The organism is Pseudomonas sp. AL10, from assembly GCF_029960685.1.
GTDB classification, from domain to species: Bacteria; Pseudomonadota; Gammaproteobacteria; order Pseudomonadales; family Pseudomonadaceae; genus Aquipseudomonas; species Aquipseudomonas lactis.
In genome coordinates, this window is sequence record NZ_JASBQZ010000004.1 from 169,374 (window position 1) to 188,728 (window position 19,355).

Annotated in this window: 13 protein-coding genes; 7 read left to right on the forward strand and 6 right to left on the reverse strand. The window is 57.8% G+C overall.

The features are described 5' to 3' along the window. Nucleotides 1-26 precede the first annotated feature (26 nt). The 4 genes from QK296_RS07040 to QK296_RS07055 form a co-directional block, all read right to left on the reverse strand. Complete coding sequence (locus QK296_RS07040) at nt 27-1,628, reverse strand: ABC transporter substrate-binding protein (protein WP_034134858.1); 1,602 nt, start codon at nt 1,626-1,628, stop codon at nt 27-29. Between the two features lie 77 nt (nt 1,629-1,705). After that, complete coding sequence (locus tag QK296_RS07045) at nt 1,706-5,050, reverse strand: DUF6543 domain-containing protein (protein WP_282390731.1); 3,345 nt, start codon at nt 5,048-5,050, stop codon at nt 1,706-1,708. A 260-nt stretch (nt 5,051-5,310) separates the two neighbouring features. Then, nucleotides 5,311-7,761, reverse strand: coding sequence for a hypothetical protein (locus QK296_RS07050; protein WP_282390733.1), 2,451 nt, complete (start codon nt 7,759-7,761; stop codon nt 5,311-5,313). Nucleotides 7,762-8,321: 560 nt separating this feature from the next. Continuing rightward, nucleotides 8,322-9,035, reverse strand: coding sequence for an SIMPL domain-containing protein (locus tag QK296_RS07055; protein ID WP_003188494.1), 714 nt, complete (start codon nt 9,033-9,035; stop codon nt 8,322-8,324). Between the two features lie 205 nt (nt 9,036-9,240). On the opposite strand from QK296_RS07055, the gene QK296_RS07060 reads away from it, so the two are divergent. The 3 genes from QK296_RS07060 (at nt 9,241) to QK296_RS07070 (ending at nt 12,880) form a co-directional block, all read left to right on the forward strand. Further along, entirely contained in the window at nt 9,241-10,503 is a 1,263-nt protein-coding gene (locus tag QK296_RS07060; protein ID WP_003188495.1) for an ATP-binding protein, read from the forward strand. Continuing rightward, the gene (locus QK296_RS07065) at nt 10,496-11,056 is read left to right on the forward strand and encodes a response regulator transcription factor (RefSeq protein WP_003171731.1); all 561 of its coding nucleotides are present in this window, start codon (nt 10,496-10,498) and stop codon (nt 11,054-11,056) included. Before QK296_RS07060 ends, QK296_RS07065 begins: the two co-directional genes overlap by 8 nt. A 99-nt stretch (nt 11,057-11,155) precedes the next feature. Beyond that, nucleotides 11,156-12,880 (forward strand): ABC transporter ATP-binding protein/permease, encoded by a 1,725-nt coding sequence (locus tag QK296_RS07070; protein ID WP_034134861.1) that lies wholly within the window; start codon nt 11,156-11,158, stop codon nt 12,878-12,880. A gap of 274 nt (nt 12,881-13,154) precedes the next feature. Here the strand turns inward: QK296_RS07070 and QK296_RS07075 are convergent, their stop codons facing one another. Beyond that, nucleotides 13,155-13,592, reverse strand: a complete 438-nt coding sequence (locus QK296_RS07075; RefSeq protein WP_003171734.1) for a DUF1043 family protein — start codon at nt 13,590-13,592, stop codon at nt 13,155-13,157. Between the two features lie 146 nt (nt 13,593-13,738). Between QK296_RS07075 and QK296_RS07080 the strand changes: the two genes are divergently transcribed. From QK296_RS07080 to zapE, 3 genes are all read left to right on the forward strand, one after another. Beyond that, on the forward strand, nt 13,739-14,368 hold the full coding sequence (locus tag QK296_RS07080; protein ID WP_003188497.1) for an alpha/beta fold hydrolase: 630 nt from the start codon (nt 13,739-13,741) through the stop codon (nt 14,366-14,368). A 16-nt stretch (nt 14,369-14,384) separates the two neighbouring features. After that, nucleotides 14,385-15,740, forward strand: coding sequence for a tryptophan--tRNA ligase (locus QK296_RS07085; protein WP_282390734.1), 1,356 nt, complete (start codon nt 14,385-14,387; stop codon nt 15,738-15,740). Nucleotides 15,741-15,819: 79 nt separating this feature from the next. Next, nucleotides 15,820-16,914, forward strand: coding sequence for a cell division protein ZapE (zapE, locus tag QK296_RS07090; RefSeq protein WP_014716907.1), 1,095 nt, complete (start codon nt 15,820-15,822; stop codon nt 16,912-16,914). Nucleotides 16,915-17,052: 138 nt separating this feature from the next. On the opposite strand, the gene QK296_RS07095 is transcribed toward zapE, so the two are convergent. Next, the gene (locus tag QK296_RS07095) at nt 17,053-17,973 is read right to left on the reverse strand and encodes a GlxA family transcriptional regulator (protein ID WP_169855855.1); all 921 of its coding nucleotides are present in this window, start codon (nt 17,971-17,973) and stop codon (nt 17,053-17,055) included. A gap of 220 nt (nt 17,974-18,193) precedes the next feature. Between QK296_RS07095 and QK296_RS07100 the strand changes: the two genes are divergently transcribed. Beyond that, a complete protein-coding gene (locus QK296_RS07100; RefSeq protein WP_034134864.1) occupies nt 18,194-19,330 on the forward strand; it encodes an acyl-CoA dehydrogenase family protein in 1,137 nt (378 codons plus the stop codon). Nucleotides 19,331-19,355 lie beyond the last annotated feature (25 nt).

Genomic DNA, 19,355 nt, shown 5'->3' on the forward strand with positions numbered 1-19,355 from the left:
TAGCGCACTCGGTTGGGGCGCTGTTGTTACTTATCTAGACCCACACCGTAGAACGGCGTGAGCCCGAACGGGCTGATCTTGAAGTCACGCACTTGCTTGCGCATTGGCTGGAAAACCGTCGAGTTCGCAATAGGCGTTATAGGTACTTGTTCCTTAAGGATTTTCTGTGCCTGTTGATACCACTTGATGCGCTGCTCGCGGTCGCTGCTGACCTTGGCTTGCTGTACCAGCTTGTCGTAGGCCGGGTTACACCATTTGGCGTAGTTGCTGCCCTTGACCGCAGCACAACTGTAGAGCACGCCCAGCCAGTTATCCGGGTCGCCGTTGTCGCCGGTCCAGCCGTAAATCATTGCGTCGTGTTCGCCATTTTTCGCGCGCTTGATGTATTCGCCCCACTCATAGCTGACGATGTTGGCCTTGATGCCGACCTTGGCCCAATCCTGTTGAATCATTTGTGCGGACATTCGCGCATTCGGGTTCGAGGCGCGTTGTACGGTCATGGCCCACAGATTGATGGTGGTACCTGGTGCAACCCCTGCTTCTTTTAGTAGCAACCGCGCCTTGGTCGGGTCGTAGGGTGCATCCTGGATTTTAGGGTCATAAGACCACTGGGCGGGAGGCAGTGCGTTCTGCGCCAATTGTCCGGCGCCCTGGTAAACAGCCTTGATGATGGCGGGCTTGTCGATGGCCATGTCCAGGGCTTGGCGCACCTTGAGCTGATCCAGCGGCGGATGAGTCACGTTGTAGGCAAGGAAGCCCAGGTTGAAGCCCGCTTGTTGCTGCACGCGCAGGTTGGGGTCTTGCTTCATTGCCTCGATGTCAGCGGGGCGCGGGTAACCGCTGACCTGGCATTCGCCGGCCTTGAGTTTCTGCAGGCGCGCTGCGGCGTCCGGGGTGATGGCGAACACCAGGTTGTCGAGCTTCACGTCCTCGGGTTTCCAATACTGCTTATTGGCCGCATAACGGATCTGCGCGTCTTTCTGGTAGCGCTTGAACACAAACGGCCCGGTGCCCACCGGTTGCTGGTTGATCTGCTCGGCCTTGCCTTCTTTCAACAGTTGGGCGGCGTATTGCGCCGATTGCACCGAGGCGAAACTCATGGCCAGGTTCTGTACGAACGAAGCATCGACGTTGTTCAAGTTGAAACGCACAGTGTGTTCGTCGAGTTTTTCAAGGCCTTTGATCGTAGTGTTCAAGCCCATGTCGGTGAAGTAGGGCGATTCGGAGGGGTAGGCCTTGCGAAACGGGCTCTCGGCGTCCAGCAGACGATTAAAAGTGAACAGCACGTCATCGGCGTTGAAGTCGCGGGTCGGGGTGAAGAAGTCGGTGGTGTGGAACTTGACGCCTTCACGCAGGTGAAAGGTATACGTCAGACCATCCTTCGACACGTCCCAACTGGTGGCCAGGCCTGGTTCGACCTCGGTGCCACCGCGCTTGAACTGGGTCAGGCGGTTGAACACGGTTTCGGCGGATGCGTCAAAATCGGTGCCACTGGTGTACTGGCTGGGGTCGAAGCCGGCGGGGCTGGCTTCGGAGCAGTAGACCAGGGTGGTAGCGGCGTGAGCCATCGGTATAAAAGCTAGAAGGCTTGCGGCGAGGAGCACTGGCTTAATGGCGATTCTTTCCATGGAGACCCCTGAAATGGCAGGCGTAAAAGCTGCCCAAACGAAAAGGCGGTAACCGAGGTTACCGCCGTTCAGCTGGCTTAGGTAGGGGATACTTCTATCCGGATGGGAGCCGATTTATCGATTATAACGGGCGGGCCGTCTATTTCATTACTTGCACGGAGGTTGAAAGTTCGAGTGGCTGTTATGTTCACGTCTTTGGCGAGGGTGGACTCACCTCTAACCTCAGATTTCAGGCGCCATTGGGTGGTTATTGTAACCTCGGTCTCATTTTTTAAAGGGTTATAGTCGATGACGTACTGCCTGTCGCCAACACTGCTGATATAACCGTCTTTCACTCGGGGAGGCTGCAATTCAAACCACGCAGGAGCGGAAGAGCCTTGATGAGCAACCTCTGAAATTGCCGCTCGCATGTCAGGATCGGGCACGGTGCGCTCAAATGCATTGATCCCATCCCCTATAAGACCATTACGGATCTGTTGTTCTAAGTCATCTGGGATAGTCATTCCCGCTATCTGCTGGGGTATGTCGATTTCAACGTTCTCCAGGTCAGCGCTTCTTATTGTGTAAGGGTCTCGGTTGATGTCTTTGATAAATTGTGGAGAATAATTGCTGGTACCATACTCGGATGGCGAAGCTGTTTCCGATTCGGATACCGTGAAGTCCCCGCTGTCCGTTGTCCAGGAAAAGACAGGGCGGTTTTCTAAAATACCGTTCTCTTCCTTGAAGCTGACGCCATATTTATAGTTCGCTTGCTCTTCAACATTGAAATACTTGTCGAGTATGTCAGCGCCTTTCATTTTGGTACCGTTTAACTCAATAAAATTATCCGATACCTGTGCAGGCGTTTTTAGATCGTTACTTGGTGTTGGGGACTCAGAGCGTTGCCATGGCCACTTCACCCCGCCATTGCCCGGCGCCCTGGCCCATTCTCCATCACGCCCAGGTGTGATGACCATCAGCCCTGCGCCGTTATCGGGATTAATGATTTTGGCGAACACGTCGCCGGTTCGATAGCGGCCTGATATTTCAAATACTTTGCTCGCCCCCGTCTCGTCGGTAAAGCGCACGAACTGGCGCAGTGCCCCCTGGCTGTCGGTTATTCGATAGACACCCAACGCATCGCGGGGCGCGCTCTTTATCAACTGCTCACCCTCAGACACGGCATAGGGAGCCATCGGCAAGAGTGTTTGGGATTTTGGCAGGGGAGCCCCAGCTTCGTTAACCGTGGGGGTGCCGCTGGATGGGCCTGGTGTTGGCTCTTCGAGTTCATTGATTTGCGGTTGGGCGAGCGGGTCCACAACCGGTAGCTCTTTCTCGGGCGGCAATGCAAAAGGATCTTCCGGAACTTCGCTTGCCCCCGCTGAGAACAACGTGTTCAGCAAACCATCGAGTGCCTTGGAAGCTCCGTTGTCGCGTTCCGCCTCGGTGTCCCCGGACGTTGTTTGTTCCAAGCCCAACCCCAACTCGGTCAGCCCGGCAAGTGCCGCTGCGCCGGCAACCGGTGCAGCGATAGGCGCAAGCTTGGCCAATAGCCCGGCGGCTACGGTAATGTCGTTCAACCATGTATCTCGGGTTACTTCGCTGTTGGATTTGACGACGACGTCGGTGTCACTCGTCATGCGCTGTTTGGCGGCGGTTGTCAGGGTGGAAAACACATCCCCCTCGATTTTCGAGTGACTACTGGTGTTCACCGGGTTTTTCAGCTCACCGGCGGCCATTTTCTTGAAGAGGGCGTCCAGGCCATCTTGCTTGTCGCCAATACCCGTAAAGCTCGCGCCCGGTACAAACCCGATTGCCAGTTGTATGAGAAGGTCAGGCTTACGGTTCTGACGATCAGCCAATGAAAAGTGCGCGAGCAGCGACTGGCTTTTTTTCGGGTCCTTCGTCTGGTCAATTACCCATTGATTGAGCTTGTCCAAGGAGTCGAAGCGCAGAAATGCCGGTTTGGCTCCAGGTATGTAAAGCACTTGCCGGCCAGTGTCGTCGCTACTGAATCGAAGAATGTCACTGGATGTGAAACCGTGGATATCAAGGGCATGCACTTGGGGAGCGCTGCTTACTGGCGCTTTGGCCTTGAGCTGTTCAAGGCTCAGGGGTGTGTTTTCGTCGAGTGGAATATTGTTCGCCGCCGCCATTACCAGGCTGTAGTCGCCACGAGTGAACTGGTGTTCTGAGGCTTGCAAGGCTCGTTCAGCAGGTGAACAGGCTTGGGCTTTCTTCAGTTGCTCCCGTGCCTGGGAAACGAACTCACCTTTGATTACCGTGTGGTAGTTATCGGTGTGCGCGTTCCAAAACCTGTCGAATTTCTGGGTCATCTGGGTTTGAAAGTCGGTTTTCCAGCTCTCGTGCATCACTTGTGACGGCTTGAGGTCGATTTGATTGTGCTTGCCGTAACCGCCTTTATCGCTTTGCCCTGCGGGCTGAGTATACAAACCTGCCTCGAGGTCGAGGTTGCCAGGCACCCAGTCGTGCTCGGAGAAGTTCTTCAGCAAGGCGTCGGGTAAGCGCAGTGAGGACCAGGGCTCCTGAAAAGTGTGTTCCCAGCCGGTAGCCGTGTCCGCGCTTTCACCGCCTTTGAAGCGGTTCAAATAGACAGTATCGGAGTCGATAGGTTTGCCCGTGAGTTTGAGCAGCAGGTCATCCGCCCATTTCTTGGCTTCTGCCCGCGTATTGGGCAGGTTGTTGGCGACGTCAACCGCCAGGCGCTTGTAAGCCAACGCCTGTGGTGCGGTGCTGTAGTACTTGGCGGCATTGTGTTGTTGCTCTTGCAGCGCCTGTGCCGAGCGGCTGCTGGCAGGGCGCAGGCGGTCATCGGCGGGGATAGGGTCGAAGGTGTCTTTATGTTCCAGATGCCTTATTTGTGCTCGAGCCTGGGACAGCGTTTGGGGAAGGGGCACGCCTTCAAAGTTGGCCACCACTTTTGCGCTGACCTGTATGGAGTCCTTACCCAACCTCACACGCAAATCACCGTTATTGCCAGGGGCGATAACTTTTGCGGCGTCCAGCAGGGGGCCTGAAATTTGTCCCCAGCCTGATGTATCCGACAGATGGAAGGTTTTCGTTTTGCCCTCGACCTCGGCGGACAAGGTACCTGTAGAGGGGTTGATTGAAAGCAAGGTGTCCGGGGCGAAGTGTTGTTCGCGCAGCCAGCCCTGTACGACGGCATTTTCCAAGTGCGTGCGATACAGCCCAAGCCATTGGCCCAGGGTGCTTTGGGGCGGTACGGTTATAAGCCCGGCATTGCCGTGCAACACCTTGCGTTGTGCGGCCTCGAGGTAGGCCTTGAGCAGGGCTGTTTCGTCAGGGTGGACGGTTTTTGCAGTGGGCGGTGGCGGTGTCACCTGCGCTTGAGTGTTCGATATCGGATGGGGGACGGCGGACGGCAGCGATGGCGAGGATGTCGGATTGAGTGAAAGGGACATAAGTTCGGCTCTCATTGTATGAATAGATGCCAGCACAGCCCTCCCTGGTAGCTATGGCAGTAATGAGTCGTGAAAGCCGGGCGCTTGATTCCTGTTAAATATGCTGCCGTATATGACGGCGCGCCAGCGCGCAAAAAAAGGCGCAGGCCCCGTGGGGCTGCGCCTGTGTCTTGTCTAAAAAAGTTACTATAAAACTTCGATCACGTCGTCGTTGCATGGAGAAATACAGTCGCCGGTCACCTCTACTCATAAATGAATTTTCAAGGTTTAGGGTGGAATGTCTCAGGCTTATAGGTGAAGGCCCACCACTTGAGTGGGTTCCAATAGGGGTTGGTCTTCGACGGTATGAAACGTGAATTTACCTTCATTTCATCGGCGATATACTGCTCAGCCTGGCCTCTCACGTAGGCCGTTACAGCGGGAGTAAGGGTGACGCCCTTCTTTTGCACGTGTTGGAGATAAGCTTTTTCTACTTTGTCAATGGCCGCCGTTATAACTTCCGGCGAAAGGCTCGCGGTGAGAGTGCCGGTATACCCTTTTACAGGGCGCCTTATCAGCCTTTGAAATTGAGCGGCAAAGGAAGCGTCTCCCCCAGTTGCAGAATTGCATGACAACAGGCGTATGTTGTCAAAAAGCTCCGGGCGTACACCTTTTGCGTGAAGAGTCTGAAGCAACTCTGCCGGGGTGTGGAGTTGTCCATCGAACACAACTCTTGCTACGCCAGTTTCAGGGTTGAAACTGCCATGGACGAGTACATTCAATCGTGTTTCCGTGCCTTTTTTATTTTTGTCGGTAAAGGTATACAGCTTTTCGTTGACCACATTCAGGTCATTGACCTCTCCACTCAGGATGACGGCTTTTTCACCCGTAGAAAAAAGTGCCTCACCCGTGGGTATGTTTTCTACGGAACTCAGTGGTGGAAGTTTCCCGTTTGTGCCTTCGACGGGCGGGCGGGCGCCTCCACTATTAGCCGGCACCGAACGATTTGATTCGTCTGTTTCGACGTTTGTGGGAATATGACTGTCGTTCGAAGCTTTTGGTGCGCGCACAAATTCAAAATCCTGTGTCTCGGAATTGTACCTCCAACTGTAGTTCTTGCCGCTAGACGGGGGGGAAGGCAACTCAAGTTCACCCAGGCCCGCTTCTACCCCATTGGGTGCAAGTTCGTGCACCAGTTGCAGGCTCGATATCACCGCTGCGGCAGTGCCGCCAACGCGATCGTCGGCGGTCATGCCGTGAATGGAGTCATGCACACCGAAGACAATATTGCCCGCGTTACCAAGGACGGGCACGTAACCGAAGGTGCGTCCCCATAATTCCTTCGCGTTCTTCCACGCTTGCTGCTCGGAACCAAACACCTGCGTTTGGTCGGCCCATACTGCGTTCTTGGCGTTCACAGCTTGGTACTCGTTAGCAATGCCGGACTCAAGGTTTCCCCATTTCAAGAAGTATTCGCTATTTCGTGATTGGGTATAATTGAAAGTCTCCCTCACAGGCACAGCCTTGTCTTTTATCCAGTTTTGATAACCGGGGTATGTAGCCCTGTTGGAGTCGATCAGGTTTTCGAGCACATTTGCGGCCGATGGCCAATGAGAGTCTTTGCCGCCCTGCCTGTCACTGGCATTAAAACTACTGTACAGCTCATTACGATTTTTCTCAGCCCAGTGGGCAAAATCGTCATCGCCGTATATTTCACTGACCGTGCCGTTTTTCAAGTCAATGAGCAAACCTTTATTAGGCCGGTGGTCGTAATCGCCGTGATAGTTGGTGAACGGGATAAATGCATGCCCTGCCAGTGGGTAGCCATATATGTTTGGGATGACCACGTTGCCGTTTCTGTAAAGTGTACGATGGATTGCGTCTTGCCCTTCGGGGGAGAGTTGTTCATAGCTGTTCTTGTCGTTACGCAGGCTTTCTAGAATTCCGCGCACAGCATAGGCATCCGCTTTTCCGGAGCGTTTCGCCAAGGCACCGTACATGTCGCGCATAGGCTCGGCTACATCCACCTTCCAGTGAGCCTGTAGACGCGCACCCAGCGCTTCCAGATCGTTGATCTTGTTCGCGTCTTGTGGCTTGACTTTCGTCTCTTGAAAATTGAGTAAACCGCCTTCCGGTGTTCTGTCGTGCTTAAGGGCACCGGCTGCAATTTCCCATGCATAGTAAGTGCGTTCTTCGGTGTTGGTCTGCACCTCTTTCTTCCATTTACCTACGTAGGAGTTGAACGTCACGGTGAATTTTTCATGTGGGTCGTACCCGGCAGCCAGTAACCCGCCACTGAAGTAACCCGCAGGCTCTAGAAAATGGCGAACGTTCTGGAATTTGACGTTGTTTTCGCCTTCCTTACCCTGTTCCAAGGTCTTGATGTGTGCCACTACACGTCCGGCATAGGCTTCTATGCGCTGCACCTGTTCCTTGGGCGGATAGCTCGTAGGCGCAGAAACGGTGTCTCCCCCATAAATGACGCCTTTGGAGAAATCAAGCTCATGGTCCTGCGGTGGCGCGGTCGTATTTTTTACTGGCGGCGAGGGAGCAACTGTCCGAGTTGGATTAAAGTCTGCAATGGGTGGTCCGCCGGGGCTCAGCGGGGGGTGCCATTGCGGTGTGGTGTTCGCTTTGTTTGCTGGGGGCGCTGTTTGAGTTGGGTTAAAGTCTGCAATCGGTGGTCCGCTGGGAATAAGCGGGGGATGCCCGAAAGAAGAAAGTGTCTTCATGAATGACTCACTTTATTAATGATTTAAAGTTATTTTCTTGAAGTGTTATGGCATTGGCGTGGAGTTAGTGGCCAGCTAACGTTACTGGCTCTTCTATTCCGTAAGGCTTCCCTCAGTTTGTAGGGCAGTGCCTGTATAGTTTTACAAGTATTAGGTGGCGGCAGGTGTGCGAAAAGTTCCAGATCGCACGCGCCCTGTATGTCAAATGTTTTCTAAGATGCAACCTGTAGCGATCAAAAAAACCAGAAGTATCGCTTCGGTTAAGACGGTACATGTAGCGTAGGTGTGACCTCTACACGGATAGGCGCGGAGAGTTATAGTTCTGGATGCTTTTATATTTATATCCGGGATCGCTTCGATCTCGGGAACATCGTTGATGTTGTCAGTGTTTTTGATCCGTTGGATGAGTTTGAGCCCGGTTTTTGATACGACGGTCGTGGCGGTGCTCGGGGGGGGGGGGGGGGGGCGCCTAGGTTGGTGGCATCGTCAAATCGGGTACCGACAGCCATCCAAAAAAAGGCGCAAGCCCGTAGGGCTGCGCCTTTGTCCTGTCTAAAAACTTACTGTAAAACTTCGATCACGCCGTCGGCACTCATAGTGACCTGGCTGGTGCCAGCTTCCACTTCAGGCGTCGGCGCTGAATCGGCCATGGCGGCTTTCATCATCATGCCGCCACTGCGGGCGTAAGGCATTGGGTAGCCATTGGTGTTGAAGTTCAGGTTGACGATCTTGTAGCCCTTGCCGCCGAGTGCATCGGTAGCCAGTTGCGCGCGCGCCTTGAACGCCGCCACCGCATCTTTGAGCAGTGCATCTTCGCTGGCCTTGCGCGTGGTGTCGGCGATGGCGAAGTCCATGCTGTCCATTTTCAAGGTGTTCAACAACTCGCCGGTGAGTTTGGACAGCGCCGGGAAATCCGCGCTTTCCAGGCGCAGCTCGGCGCGTTCACGCCAGCCGGTGATCTTCTGGTTCTTGCTGTCGTAGATCGGGTAGCTGTTGCGGCTGCCCTGGCGCAAGGTCACGCCTTTGACTTCGCGCGCCTGGCCCAGGGCCTGGTTCAGGGTGGTGGTGATTTCGGCAGCAAGCTTGGCCGGGTCGGCGTTTTGCGATTCGGTGTAAAGAGTGACGATCATCTTGTCGCGGGCCACTTCCTGGCTGGCTTCGGCGCGCAGGGAGATCTGGTTGTAATGCAATGCATCGGCGGCCATGGCCGGCAGGCTCGCCAGAGCGCTGGCGCTGAAGGTAATGATGGCTGCACTGCGAATGAAACGAGACATGGAAGCTCCTTGAGATAGTCGTGTTCGGTAAGACTGTAGACGCTGGCATCGGGTTCTTCGGGTTTACACATTACCCACAAGTTATGCGGGCGCCGACGAACGGTCATTTACCCGGCCTGCGTCAAAGAGCCACACACGCCGTGCCAGCAGGTCTGCTTCGTTTATACTCGTGCCGATCCGCCTGCAGCGCTCACCGGGAGAGCTCATGCTCGCCGCCGTAAAACTGACTTCCGCCACTCGCCAGAACCTCTGGCGCCTGACGTTCATTCGCACCCTGGTACTGGCCGCGCAGGCCGGTTCCGTCGGGCTTGCCTATTGGTTCGACCTGTTGCCGCTGCCCTGGCTGCAACTGGCCGTGACCCTGGGTTTTTCCACCGTATTGTGTGTGTTCACCGCCATTCGGTTGCGTACCACTTGGCCTGTGACCGAGCTGGAGTACGCCCTGCAACTGGCCTGTGACCTGTTTATCCACAGCGTGTTGCTGTACTTCTCCGGCGGTTCCACCAACCCCTTTGTCTCCTACTACCTGGTGCCTTTGACCATCGCCGCCGTGACCCTGCCGTGGCGCTATTCGGTGGTCCTGTCGGGCATCGCGCTGACGCTGTACACCTTGCTGTTGGCACAGTTTTACCCCTTGCAGACATTCCCCATCGCCCGGGAAAACCTGCAAATCTATGGGATGTGGTTGAGCTTCGCCCTGTCGGCGGCAGTCATTACCTTCTTCGCCGCGCGCATGGCCGAAGAACTGCGTCGTCAGGAAGAACTGCGTGCCATTCGCCGTGAAGAGGGCCTGCGTGACCAGCAGTTGCTGGCCGTGGCCACCCAGGCCGCTGGCGCCGCCCATGAGTTGGGCACGCCGCTGGCGACCATGAGCGTGCTGCTCAAGGAAATGACCCAGGACCATCACGACCCGGCCCTGCAGGATGATTTGAGCGTGCTGCAGGAACAGGTCAAGCAGTGCAAGCTGACGCTCCAGCAACTGGTGCGCGCCGCCGAGGCCAATCGCCGTCTGGCGGTCGAAATGCAAGACGTCACCCAATGGCTCGATGAGGCGCTGAACCGCTGGCACCTGATGCGTCCCGAAGCCAGTTACCGCTTCAACCTGCTGGGCCAAGGCAGCGTACCGCGCATGGCGCCACCGCCAGACCTGACCCAGGCGCTGCTCAACTTGCTGAACAATGCCGCCGATGCCTGCCCTGAAGGCCTCGGCGTGCAGTTGGACTGGGACGCGGAAAACGTCACCATCAGCATTCGTGACCACGGCGCCGGCGTGCCGTTGGCCATTGCCGAGCAGATCGGCAAACCCTTCTTTACCACCAAGGGCAAAGGCTTCGGCCTGGGCCTGTTTTTGAGCAAGGCCAGCGTGACCCGCGCGGGCGGCTCAGTGAAGCTCTATAGTCATGAGGAAGGTGGCACGCTCACCGAGCTGCGCCTGCCCCGTGTCGCACGAGGAGATATCGATGAGTGACGAGATCCAAGTCGAAGGCGAAGAACTGCCGCACCTGCTGCTGGTAGATGACGACGCGACCTTTACCCGCGTGATGGCGCGCGCCATGAGCCGGCGCGGTTTTCGCGTCAGCACCGCAGGTTCTGCTGAAGAGGGCCTGACCATCGCCCAGGCCGACCTGCCGGACTACGCTGCCCTGGACCTGAAAATGGACGGCGACTCGGGCCTGGTGCTGCTGCCCAAGCTGCTGGAACTCGACCCGGAAATGCGCGTGGTGATCCTCACCGGTTACTCCAGCATCGCCACCGCCGTCGAGGCGATCAAGCGCGGCGCCTGCAACTACCTGTGCAAACCAGCGGATGCCGACGACGTGCTGGCCGCCTTGCTGTCCGAGCATGCCGACCTCGACACCCTGGTGCCGGAAAATCCGATGTCGGTGGACCGCCTGCAGTGGGAACACATCCAGCGCGTGTTGACCGAACACGAAGGCAACATCTCCGCCACCGCCCGCGCCCTGGGCATGCACCGCCGCACGCTGCAACGCAAGTTGCAGAAGCGCCCGGTACGACGCTGAACGGCAACTGAACAACCCGCTTCAGGCTGCACGGACGCACGAACCGATCCCCTATGATCGGTTCAAACGCCTGTGACTTTTTCCTACCGAGCCTGAACGATGAATCAGAACGCTGAATACCGCGCGGTCAACGATGCGGTGCGTGGGCAATTCTTCCGCCGAACCTGGGCGATGATCACCCCCTATTGGCGCAGTGAAGAGAAGGGCAGGGCCTGGCTGCTGCTGGCCGCCGTGATTGGCCTGTCGCTGTTCAGCGTGGCGATCTCCGTGTGGATCAACCACTGGTACAAAGACTTCTACAACGCCTTGGAGAAGAAGGACACAGCGGCCTTCTGGCAACTGATCGGCTATTTCGGCGGGATCGCGGCGGTGGCGATACTCGGTGCGGTGTACCGCCTTTACCTGACCCAGATGCTGACGATCCGCTGGCGCGCCTGGCTCACCGAAAAACACTTCAGCCGCTGGCTGGCCCACAAGAATTACTACCAGCTGGAGCAGGGCGGCTACACCGATAACCCGGACCAGCGGATTTCCGAAGACCTTAACAACTTCACGTCCGGCACTTTAAGCCTGGGCCTCGGCTTGCTGCGTAACGTGGTCAGCCTGGTGTCATTCTCGATCATCCTGTGGGGCGTCTCGGGCAGCATCGAAGTGTTCGGCATCACCATCCCCGGCTACATGTTCTGGTGTGCGCTGCTGTACGCCGCCGTGGGCAGTTGGCTGACGCACCTGATCGGCCGGCGCTTGATTGGCCTGAGCAACCAACAACAACGCTTCGAAGCGGACCTGCGTTTTTCCATGGTGCGGGTGCGTGAGAATGCCGAAAGTATCGCCCTGTACAACGGCGAGCCGAATGAAAGGCAGCGCCTGAGCACGCGCTTCGGCAAGGTCTGGCAGAACTTCTGGGACATCATGAAAGTGTCCAAGCGCCTGACCTTTTTCACCGCCGGCTACAGCCAGATCGCGATCATCTTCCCGTTTATCGTCGCCGCGCCGCGCTACTTCACCGGCAAGATCGAGCTGGGCGAGCTGATGCAAATCAACTCGGCGTTCGGCAACGTACAAGAGAACTTCAGCTGGTTTATCAACGCCTATTCGGAGCTGGCGACATGGCGCGCCACCAGCGACCGTCTGCTGAGTTTCCAGCAAGCCATGAGCGACAACGAGCAACGCACGCCGGCGATCGACGTGCGCCCTGAAGGCGAGCGCCTGGTGATCAACGACCTGGGCATGGACCTGGCCGACGGCCGCCATTTGCTCACCGACGCCGACATGACCGTGGAGCCTGGCCAGCGCGTCATGCTCAGCGGGCGTTCCGGCAGCGGCAAGAGCACCTTGCTGCGGGCGATGGGGCACCTGTGGCCCGCCGGGCATGGCAGCATTCGCCTGCCGGCGACGCGCTACCTGTTCCTGCCGCAAAAGCCTTACCTGCCGATTGGTACGCTCAAGGCCGTGTTGAGTTACCCACAGGACGACAGCGTCTACGCGCCAGAACGTTATGCACAGGTGCTGGAAACCTGCCGCCTGTCCCATCTGGTCAGCCGCCTGGATGAAGCCAACCACTGGCAACGCATGCTCTCGCCCGGCGAACAACAGCGCCTGGCCTTTGCCCGTGCGTTGTTGTTTGCACCGCGATGGCTGTACATGGATGAGGCGACCTCGGCCATGGATGAAGAAGACGAGGCGACCTTGTACCAGGCGTTGATCGATGAACTGCCGGGGCTGAGCATCGTCAGCGTCGGCCACCGCAGCAGCCTCAAGCGTTTCCATGGGCGGCATGTGCGCATTGACGGTGGGCGGTTGCAGGAACAGCAACTCACTTAAGCTCTTGCGCGCTTAATGTAGGAGCGAGCTTGCTCGCGAAAAACGTCAACGATGACGCGTGCTCCCTGAATAAACGCGGCGCCTGTGAGTTTTTCGCGAGCAAGCTCGCTCCTACAATTAGCGGAGTGTCTGAGGCAGGTGTGTCAACGGGCACACCGCTATCGCAGGCAAGCCAGCTCCCACAGGGGGGCGGTGTTGTCTGATGGTTCAGGCACCTAATAAAAAGCCCGGCTGATCATCGATCAGCCGGGCTTTTTTATTGCTTGAAGATGACTTACTTCTTCAAGCCGTAATGCTCATCCAACATGCCTGGAGCGTTCGGCGTTTTTGGCGCGTAGTCCCGTGGTGGCTCCTGGTTTTCCCGTGGCGGGGTCAGGCGTTCCCGTGGGGTTTGCGGTGCATCGGAATGCAGCGCGGCCAGCAGGCGCTGGCGGGTAATGTCGTCGAGGGCCAGGCGGTTAGCGCCATCGGCGAGGTGATCCTGTACTTCCTGGTAGCTCTGGGTGAGCTTCTTGACCAGGGTCGCGGTGCTGTTGAAGTGGGTAACAACCTCGTTCTGATAACTGTCAAAACGTTCCTGAATGTCATCCAACTGACGCTGCGTGCGGTTAGGCGCGGCATTGGGCAGCAGGCGGGCAACCAGGAAACCAATGGCGACACCGGCAACCAGGGCAAGAGTCGGCAACAACCAAACTAAGAGCGAGTGTTCCACGAGTCCTTCCTCTATAAACGGCTTTGCTTTACGTTAACGGCTCAAACCTGCGCTGTATACCGCGATTAAGCTCGCAATGATGCCATGCACAGACTTTTAGCTAGACGAGTCGACCCCTTGAGAGGTCACGGAGTTCATCCTTGCTCATGCGTGAAACCCCCGTTTTGATCGATGGCCCGGTGGGCCAATTGGAAGCCCTGTACCTGGATCACCCCGAACCACGTGGCCTGGCGCTGGTTTGCCACCCTAACCCGGTACAGGGTGGGACCATGCTCAATAAAGTCGTATCGACCTTGCAACGCACCGCCCGCGACGCGGGTTTGATTACTTTGCGTTTCAATTACCGGGGCGTCGGTGCCAGTGCCGGTACTCACGATATGGCCAGCGGTGAAGTCGATGATGCAGAAGCGGCCGCCACCTGGTTGCGGGAAAAGCACCCGGACCTGCCGATCACCTTGCTGGGTTTTTCCTTCGGCGGTTACGTGGCTGCCAGTCTCGGCGGGCGTTTGGAAGCCAAGGGCGAAAAGCTCGCGCACCTGTTCATGGTGGCTGCGGCGGTGATGCGCCTGGGCGAGTCGGACGTGCTGCCCCAAGGCTGCCCGTTGACCCTGATCCAGCCGGAAACCGATGAAGTTGTGGACCCGCAACTCGTCTACGCCTGGTCCGCCGCCCTGAAACGCCCCCATGAGCTGCTGAAAGTGGCAGAATGCGGACACTTTTTTCATGGCAAGCTGACCGATCTCAAGGATCTGGTGCTGCCACGCCTTTCGAATTGATGACAAGCGATCACCCATGACGACCCGTACCCGTATCCTCACCGGCATCACCACCACCGGCACGCCGCACCTGGGCAACTACGCCGGTGCGATTCGCCCGGCGATCCTCGCCAGCGAAGACGCGAATGCCGACTCCTTCTACTTCCTGGCCGACTACCACGCCCTGATCAAATGCGATGACCCGCAGCGCATCCAGCGCTCGCGTATGGAAATCGCCGCGACCTGGCTGGCCGGTGGCCTGGATGTGAACCGGGTAACGTTCTACCGCCAGTCGGACATCCCGGAAATTCCCGAGCTGACCTGGCTGCTGACCTGCGTTGCCGCCAAGGGCCTGCTCAACCGCGCCCATGCCTACAAGGCCTCGGTGGACAAGAACGTGGAGAACGGCGAAGACCCGGATGCGGGCATCAGCATGGGCCTGTACAGCTACCCGGTGCTGATGGCCGCGGACATCCTGATGTTCAACGCGCACAAGGTGCCGGTGGGCCGCGATCAGATCCAGCACGTGGAAATGGCCCGCGACATCGGCCAGCGTTTCAACCACCTGTTCGGCAACGGTAAAGAATTCTTCACCATGCCCGAGGCGCTGATCGAAGAAAGCGTGGCCACCTTGCCGGGCCTGGATGGCCGCAAGATGTCCAAGAGCTACGACAACACCATCCCGTTGTTCACCAGCGCCAAGGACATGAAGGACGCGATCTCGCGGATCGTCACCGACTCCCGCGCGCCAGGCGAACCCAAGGATCCGGACAATTCGCACCTGTTCACCCTTTACCAGGCGTTCGCGACCAAGGCCCAGGAAGCCGAATTCCGTGGTCAGTTGCTAGAAGGCCTGGGCTGGGGCGAGGCAAAGAACCGTCTGTTCCAACTGCTCGACGGCCAACTCGGCGAAGCGCGCGAGCGTTACCACCAACTGATGTCGCGCCCATCGGACATGGAAGACCTGCTGCAGGTCGGCGCCAAGAAGGCCCGCGCTGTGGCGGCACCGTTCCTGGCCGAGCTGCGTGAAGCGGTGGGCCTGCGTTCGTTCGTCAACCAGGCGGCGGCGCCGGTCGCCACCAAGAAAAAAGCCGCGAAGGCTGCGCGGTTTGTGAGCTTCCGTGAAGCTGACGGCAGCTTCCGCTTCCGCCTGCTGGCCGCTGATGGCGAGCAACTGCTGCTGTCGCGTAACTTTGCCGATGGCAAAGCAGCCGGCGCGGTGACCAAGCAACTGCAACGTGGTGATGCGCTGGACGTGCGCGCCGAGGCCCTGGGCTTCAGCGTATGGCTGGACGGCGCCGCAGTCGCTGACAGCGCCGAGTACGCCGATCAAGCATCGCGTGACGCGGCCATCGAAGCCTTGCGCGTTGCGTTGACCCCAATCGAGGATTAACCCGACCAAGGGTTGATTGCCATTATCCAGGGCCGTCGTTACAGTGTCGGCCCGTTTTTGTTGCCTTGCTAACGAAATTATGACGCCCCTAGAACGATATCAAGCTGATCTGAAACGCCCCGAGTTCTTCCACGACGCGGCCCAGGAAAATGCCGTGCGTCATTTGCAGCGCCTGTACGAGGACCTCGTGGCCGCGTCGCAAAGCAAGCCAGGGATGTTCAGCAAGCTGTTTGGCAAGAAAGACCACACGCCGGTCAAGGGCCTGTATTTCTGGGGCGGCGTGGGTCGGGGCAAGACTTACCTGGTAGACACCTTCTTTGAAGCGCTGCCGTTCAAGGAAAAAGTGCGTACGCACTTCCACCGCTTCATGAAGCGCGTGCACGAAGAGATGAAGACCCTGCCGGGCGAGAAAAACCCGCTGACCATCATCGCCAAGCGTTTCGCCCAAGAGGCCCGGGTGATCTGCTTCGATGAATTCTTCGTCTCCGACATCACCGACGCCATGATCCTTGGCACCCTGATGGAAGAACTGTTCAAGAACGGTGTGACCCTAGTGGCCACATCGAACATCGTGCCCGATGGCCTGTACAAGGACGGCCTGCAGCGTGCGCGCTTCCTGCCGGCCATTGCGCTGATCAAGCAGAACACCGATATCGTCAATGTCGACAGCGGCGTCGACTACCGCTTGCGTCACCTGGAGCAAGCCGAGCTGTTCCACTTCCCGCTCAACGAAGCCGCACACGAAAGCTTGAAGAAAAGCTTCCGCGCCCTGACGCCGGAATGCACCCAGGCGGTGGAAAACGACAAGCTGATGATCGAGAACCGCGAAATCATCGCACTGCGCACCTGCGATGACGTAGCCTGGTTCGAGTTCCGCCAACTGTGCGATGGGCCACGCAGCCAGAACGATTACATCGAGCTGGGCAAGATCTTCCACGCCGTGATCTTGAGTGGTGTGGAACAGATGGGCGTGACCACCGACGATATCGCCCGACGGTTCATCAACATGGTCGATGAGTTCTATGACCGTAACGTCAAGCTGATCATCTCGGCGGAAGTCGAACTCAAGGACCTCTATACGGGTGGTCGCTTGAACTTCGAATTCCAGCGCACCTTGAGTCGCCTGCTGGAAATGCAGTCCCACGAGTTCCTGTCGCGCGGGCACAAGCCTTAATCAATCTCCGGCTCAATGGAGATCTAATGTGGGAGCCGGGCTTGCCCGCGATGGGGGTGTATCAGTCAACTATAGGCTGGCTGATACACCGTCATCGCAGGCAAGCCAGCTCCCACAATGGTTTGTGTTGGCCTGGAGTCAGGCGGCCTGCTGAAATTGCTGGCGATACTGGTTGGGCGACAACTCCGTGTGCTGCCTGAACAACCGCGCAAAGAAACTCGCATCGTCGTAACCCACCTCATAACTGATGGTCTTGATGCTCTTGCGGCTGCCCGAGAGCAGGCCCTTGGCCGTCTCGATGCGCAGGCGTTGCAGGTAATGCAGCGGCTTGTCACCGGTGGCGGTCTGGAAGCGGCGCATGAAGTTGCGGATGCTCATGCCGTGTTCCCGGGCGACGTCTTCAAAGCGGAATTTGTCGGCAAAGTGCTCTTCAAGCCAATGCTGGATCTGCAGGATGATCACATCCTGATGCAGCTTCTGCCCGCCAAACCCGATACGCCCCGGTGAATAGTTGCGCTGCACTTCATAGAGAATGTCGCGGGCCACGGCCTGGGCGATGTTGGCGCCACAGAAGCGTTCGATCAGGTAGATATAAAGGTCGCAGGCCGAGGTGGTGCCGCCGGCGCAATACAGGTTGTCGGCGTCTGTGAGGTGCTTGTCCTGATTGAGCTGCACCTTGGGGAAGCGCTCGCTGAAAGCGTTGAAAAAACGCCAGTAGGTGGTCGCCTCCTTGCCATCGAGCAGCCCGGCTTCGGCCAGCCAGAACACCCCGGTGGCCTCGCCGCACAGCACAGCCCCGCGAGCATGTTGTTCGCGCAGCCACGGCAGCACCTGGGGGTAGCGGGTGCACAACACATCGAAGTCGTCCCAGAAGGCCGGCAGCACGATGATGTCGGCGTCTTCGAGGCCGCCGTCCACCGGCATGATCACATCGCTGAAGCTGCGCACGGACTGGCCGTCGGGGCTGACCAGGCGCGTTTCGAACCCTGGGGTCAGGCCCAGGCCTTGCTGTTTGCCATGGCGCAGGCTGGCGAGATGGAAGAAATCCTTGGCTTGCATGAGGGTGGAAGCGAATACCCGATCAATGGCCAAAATGCTGACGCGCCGCAACGGCGTGGAGATTTGGTTAGACATAATTTCATTTATTCTTATAGGGGAAAGTGGTCACCAGACGGCTGGATCGTCTTATTTTTTGTCGCATGTGTCCAGTGTCCCGTGACGCCTTCGGGGCATAGGCTCTGTGGGCTCGTCCTTGTCCGACAATCCACACAGGTGACCCATGATCCCCAGAACCTTGTTCAGCTCGGAGCACGAACTCTTCCGTGAGAGCGTGCGCACCTTCCTCGAAAAACACGCCGTGCCCTTCCATGGGCAATGGGAAAAGCAGGGCTATATCGACCGTAACCTGTGGAACCAGGCGGGGGAGGCGGGCATGTTGTGTTCCCACCTGCCAGAGGAATACGGCGGCCTGGGCGCGGATTTTCTCTACAGCGCGGTGGTGATCGAAGAGGTCAGCCGCCTGGGTTTGACCGGCATCGGCTTTTCCCTGCATTCGGATATCGTCGCGCCGTACATCCTGCATTACGGCAGTGAAGCGCTGAAGCACAAGTACCTGCCCCAGTTGATCTCCGGGGAGATGGTCACTGCCATCGCCATGACCGAGCCGGGCGCCGGTTCCGACCTGCAAGGGGTCAAGACCAGCGCCGTGCTGGACGGCGATGAGTACGTGATCAACGGCTCCAAGACCTTTATCACCAACGGCTACCTGGCCGATCTGGTGATCGTCGTCGCCAAGACCGACCCCAAGGCCGGCGCCAAGGGCACCAGCCTGTTCCTGGTGGAAGCCGATACGCCGGGCTTCGACAAGGGCAAGCGCCTGGAGAAAGTCGGCATGAAGGCCCAGGACACCTCGGAGCTGTTCTTCCAGGACGTGCGCGTGCCCAAGGAAAACCTGCTGGGCCAGGCGGGCATGGGCTTTGCCTACCTGATGCAAGAGTTGCCGCAAGAACGCCTGACCGTGGCGATTGGCGCGCTGTCCTCAGCCGAAGCGGCGTTGCAGTGGACCCTTGAGTACACCCGTGAGCGCAAGGCGTTCGGCAAGGCGATTGCCGATTTCCAGAACACTCGGTTCAAGCTGGCGGAGATGGCCACCGAGATTCAGATTGGCCGTGTTTTTGTGGACAAGTGCATGGCTATGCACCTGGAAGGCAAGCTGGACGTGCCTACCGCAGCGATGGCCAAGTACTGGGCCACAGACCTGCAATGCAAGGTGCTCGATGAGTGCGTGCAGTTGCATGGCGGTTACGGGTTCATGTGGGAATACCCGATTGCCCGGGCCTGGGCGGATGCGCGGGTGCAGCGCATTTATGCGGGGACCAATGAGATCATGAAGGAGATCATTGCGCGGGCGCTTTGATGGATCGTTCCCACGCTCCGCGTGG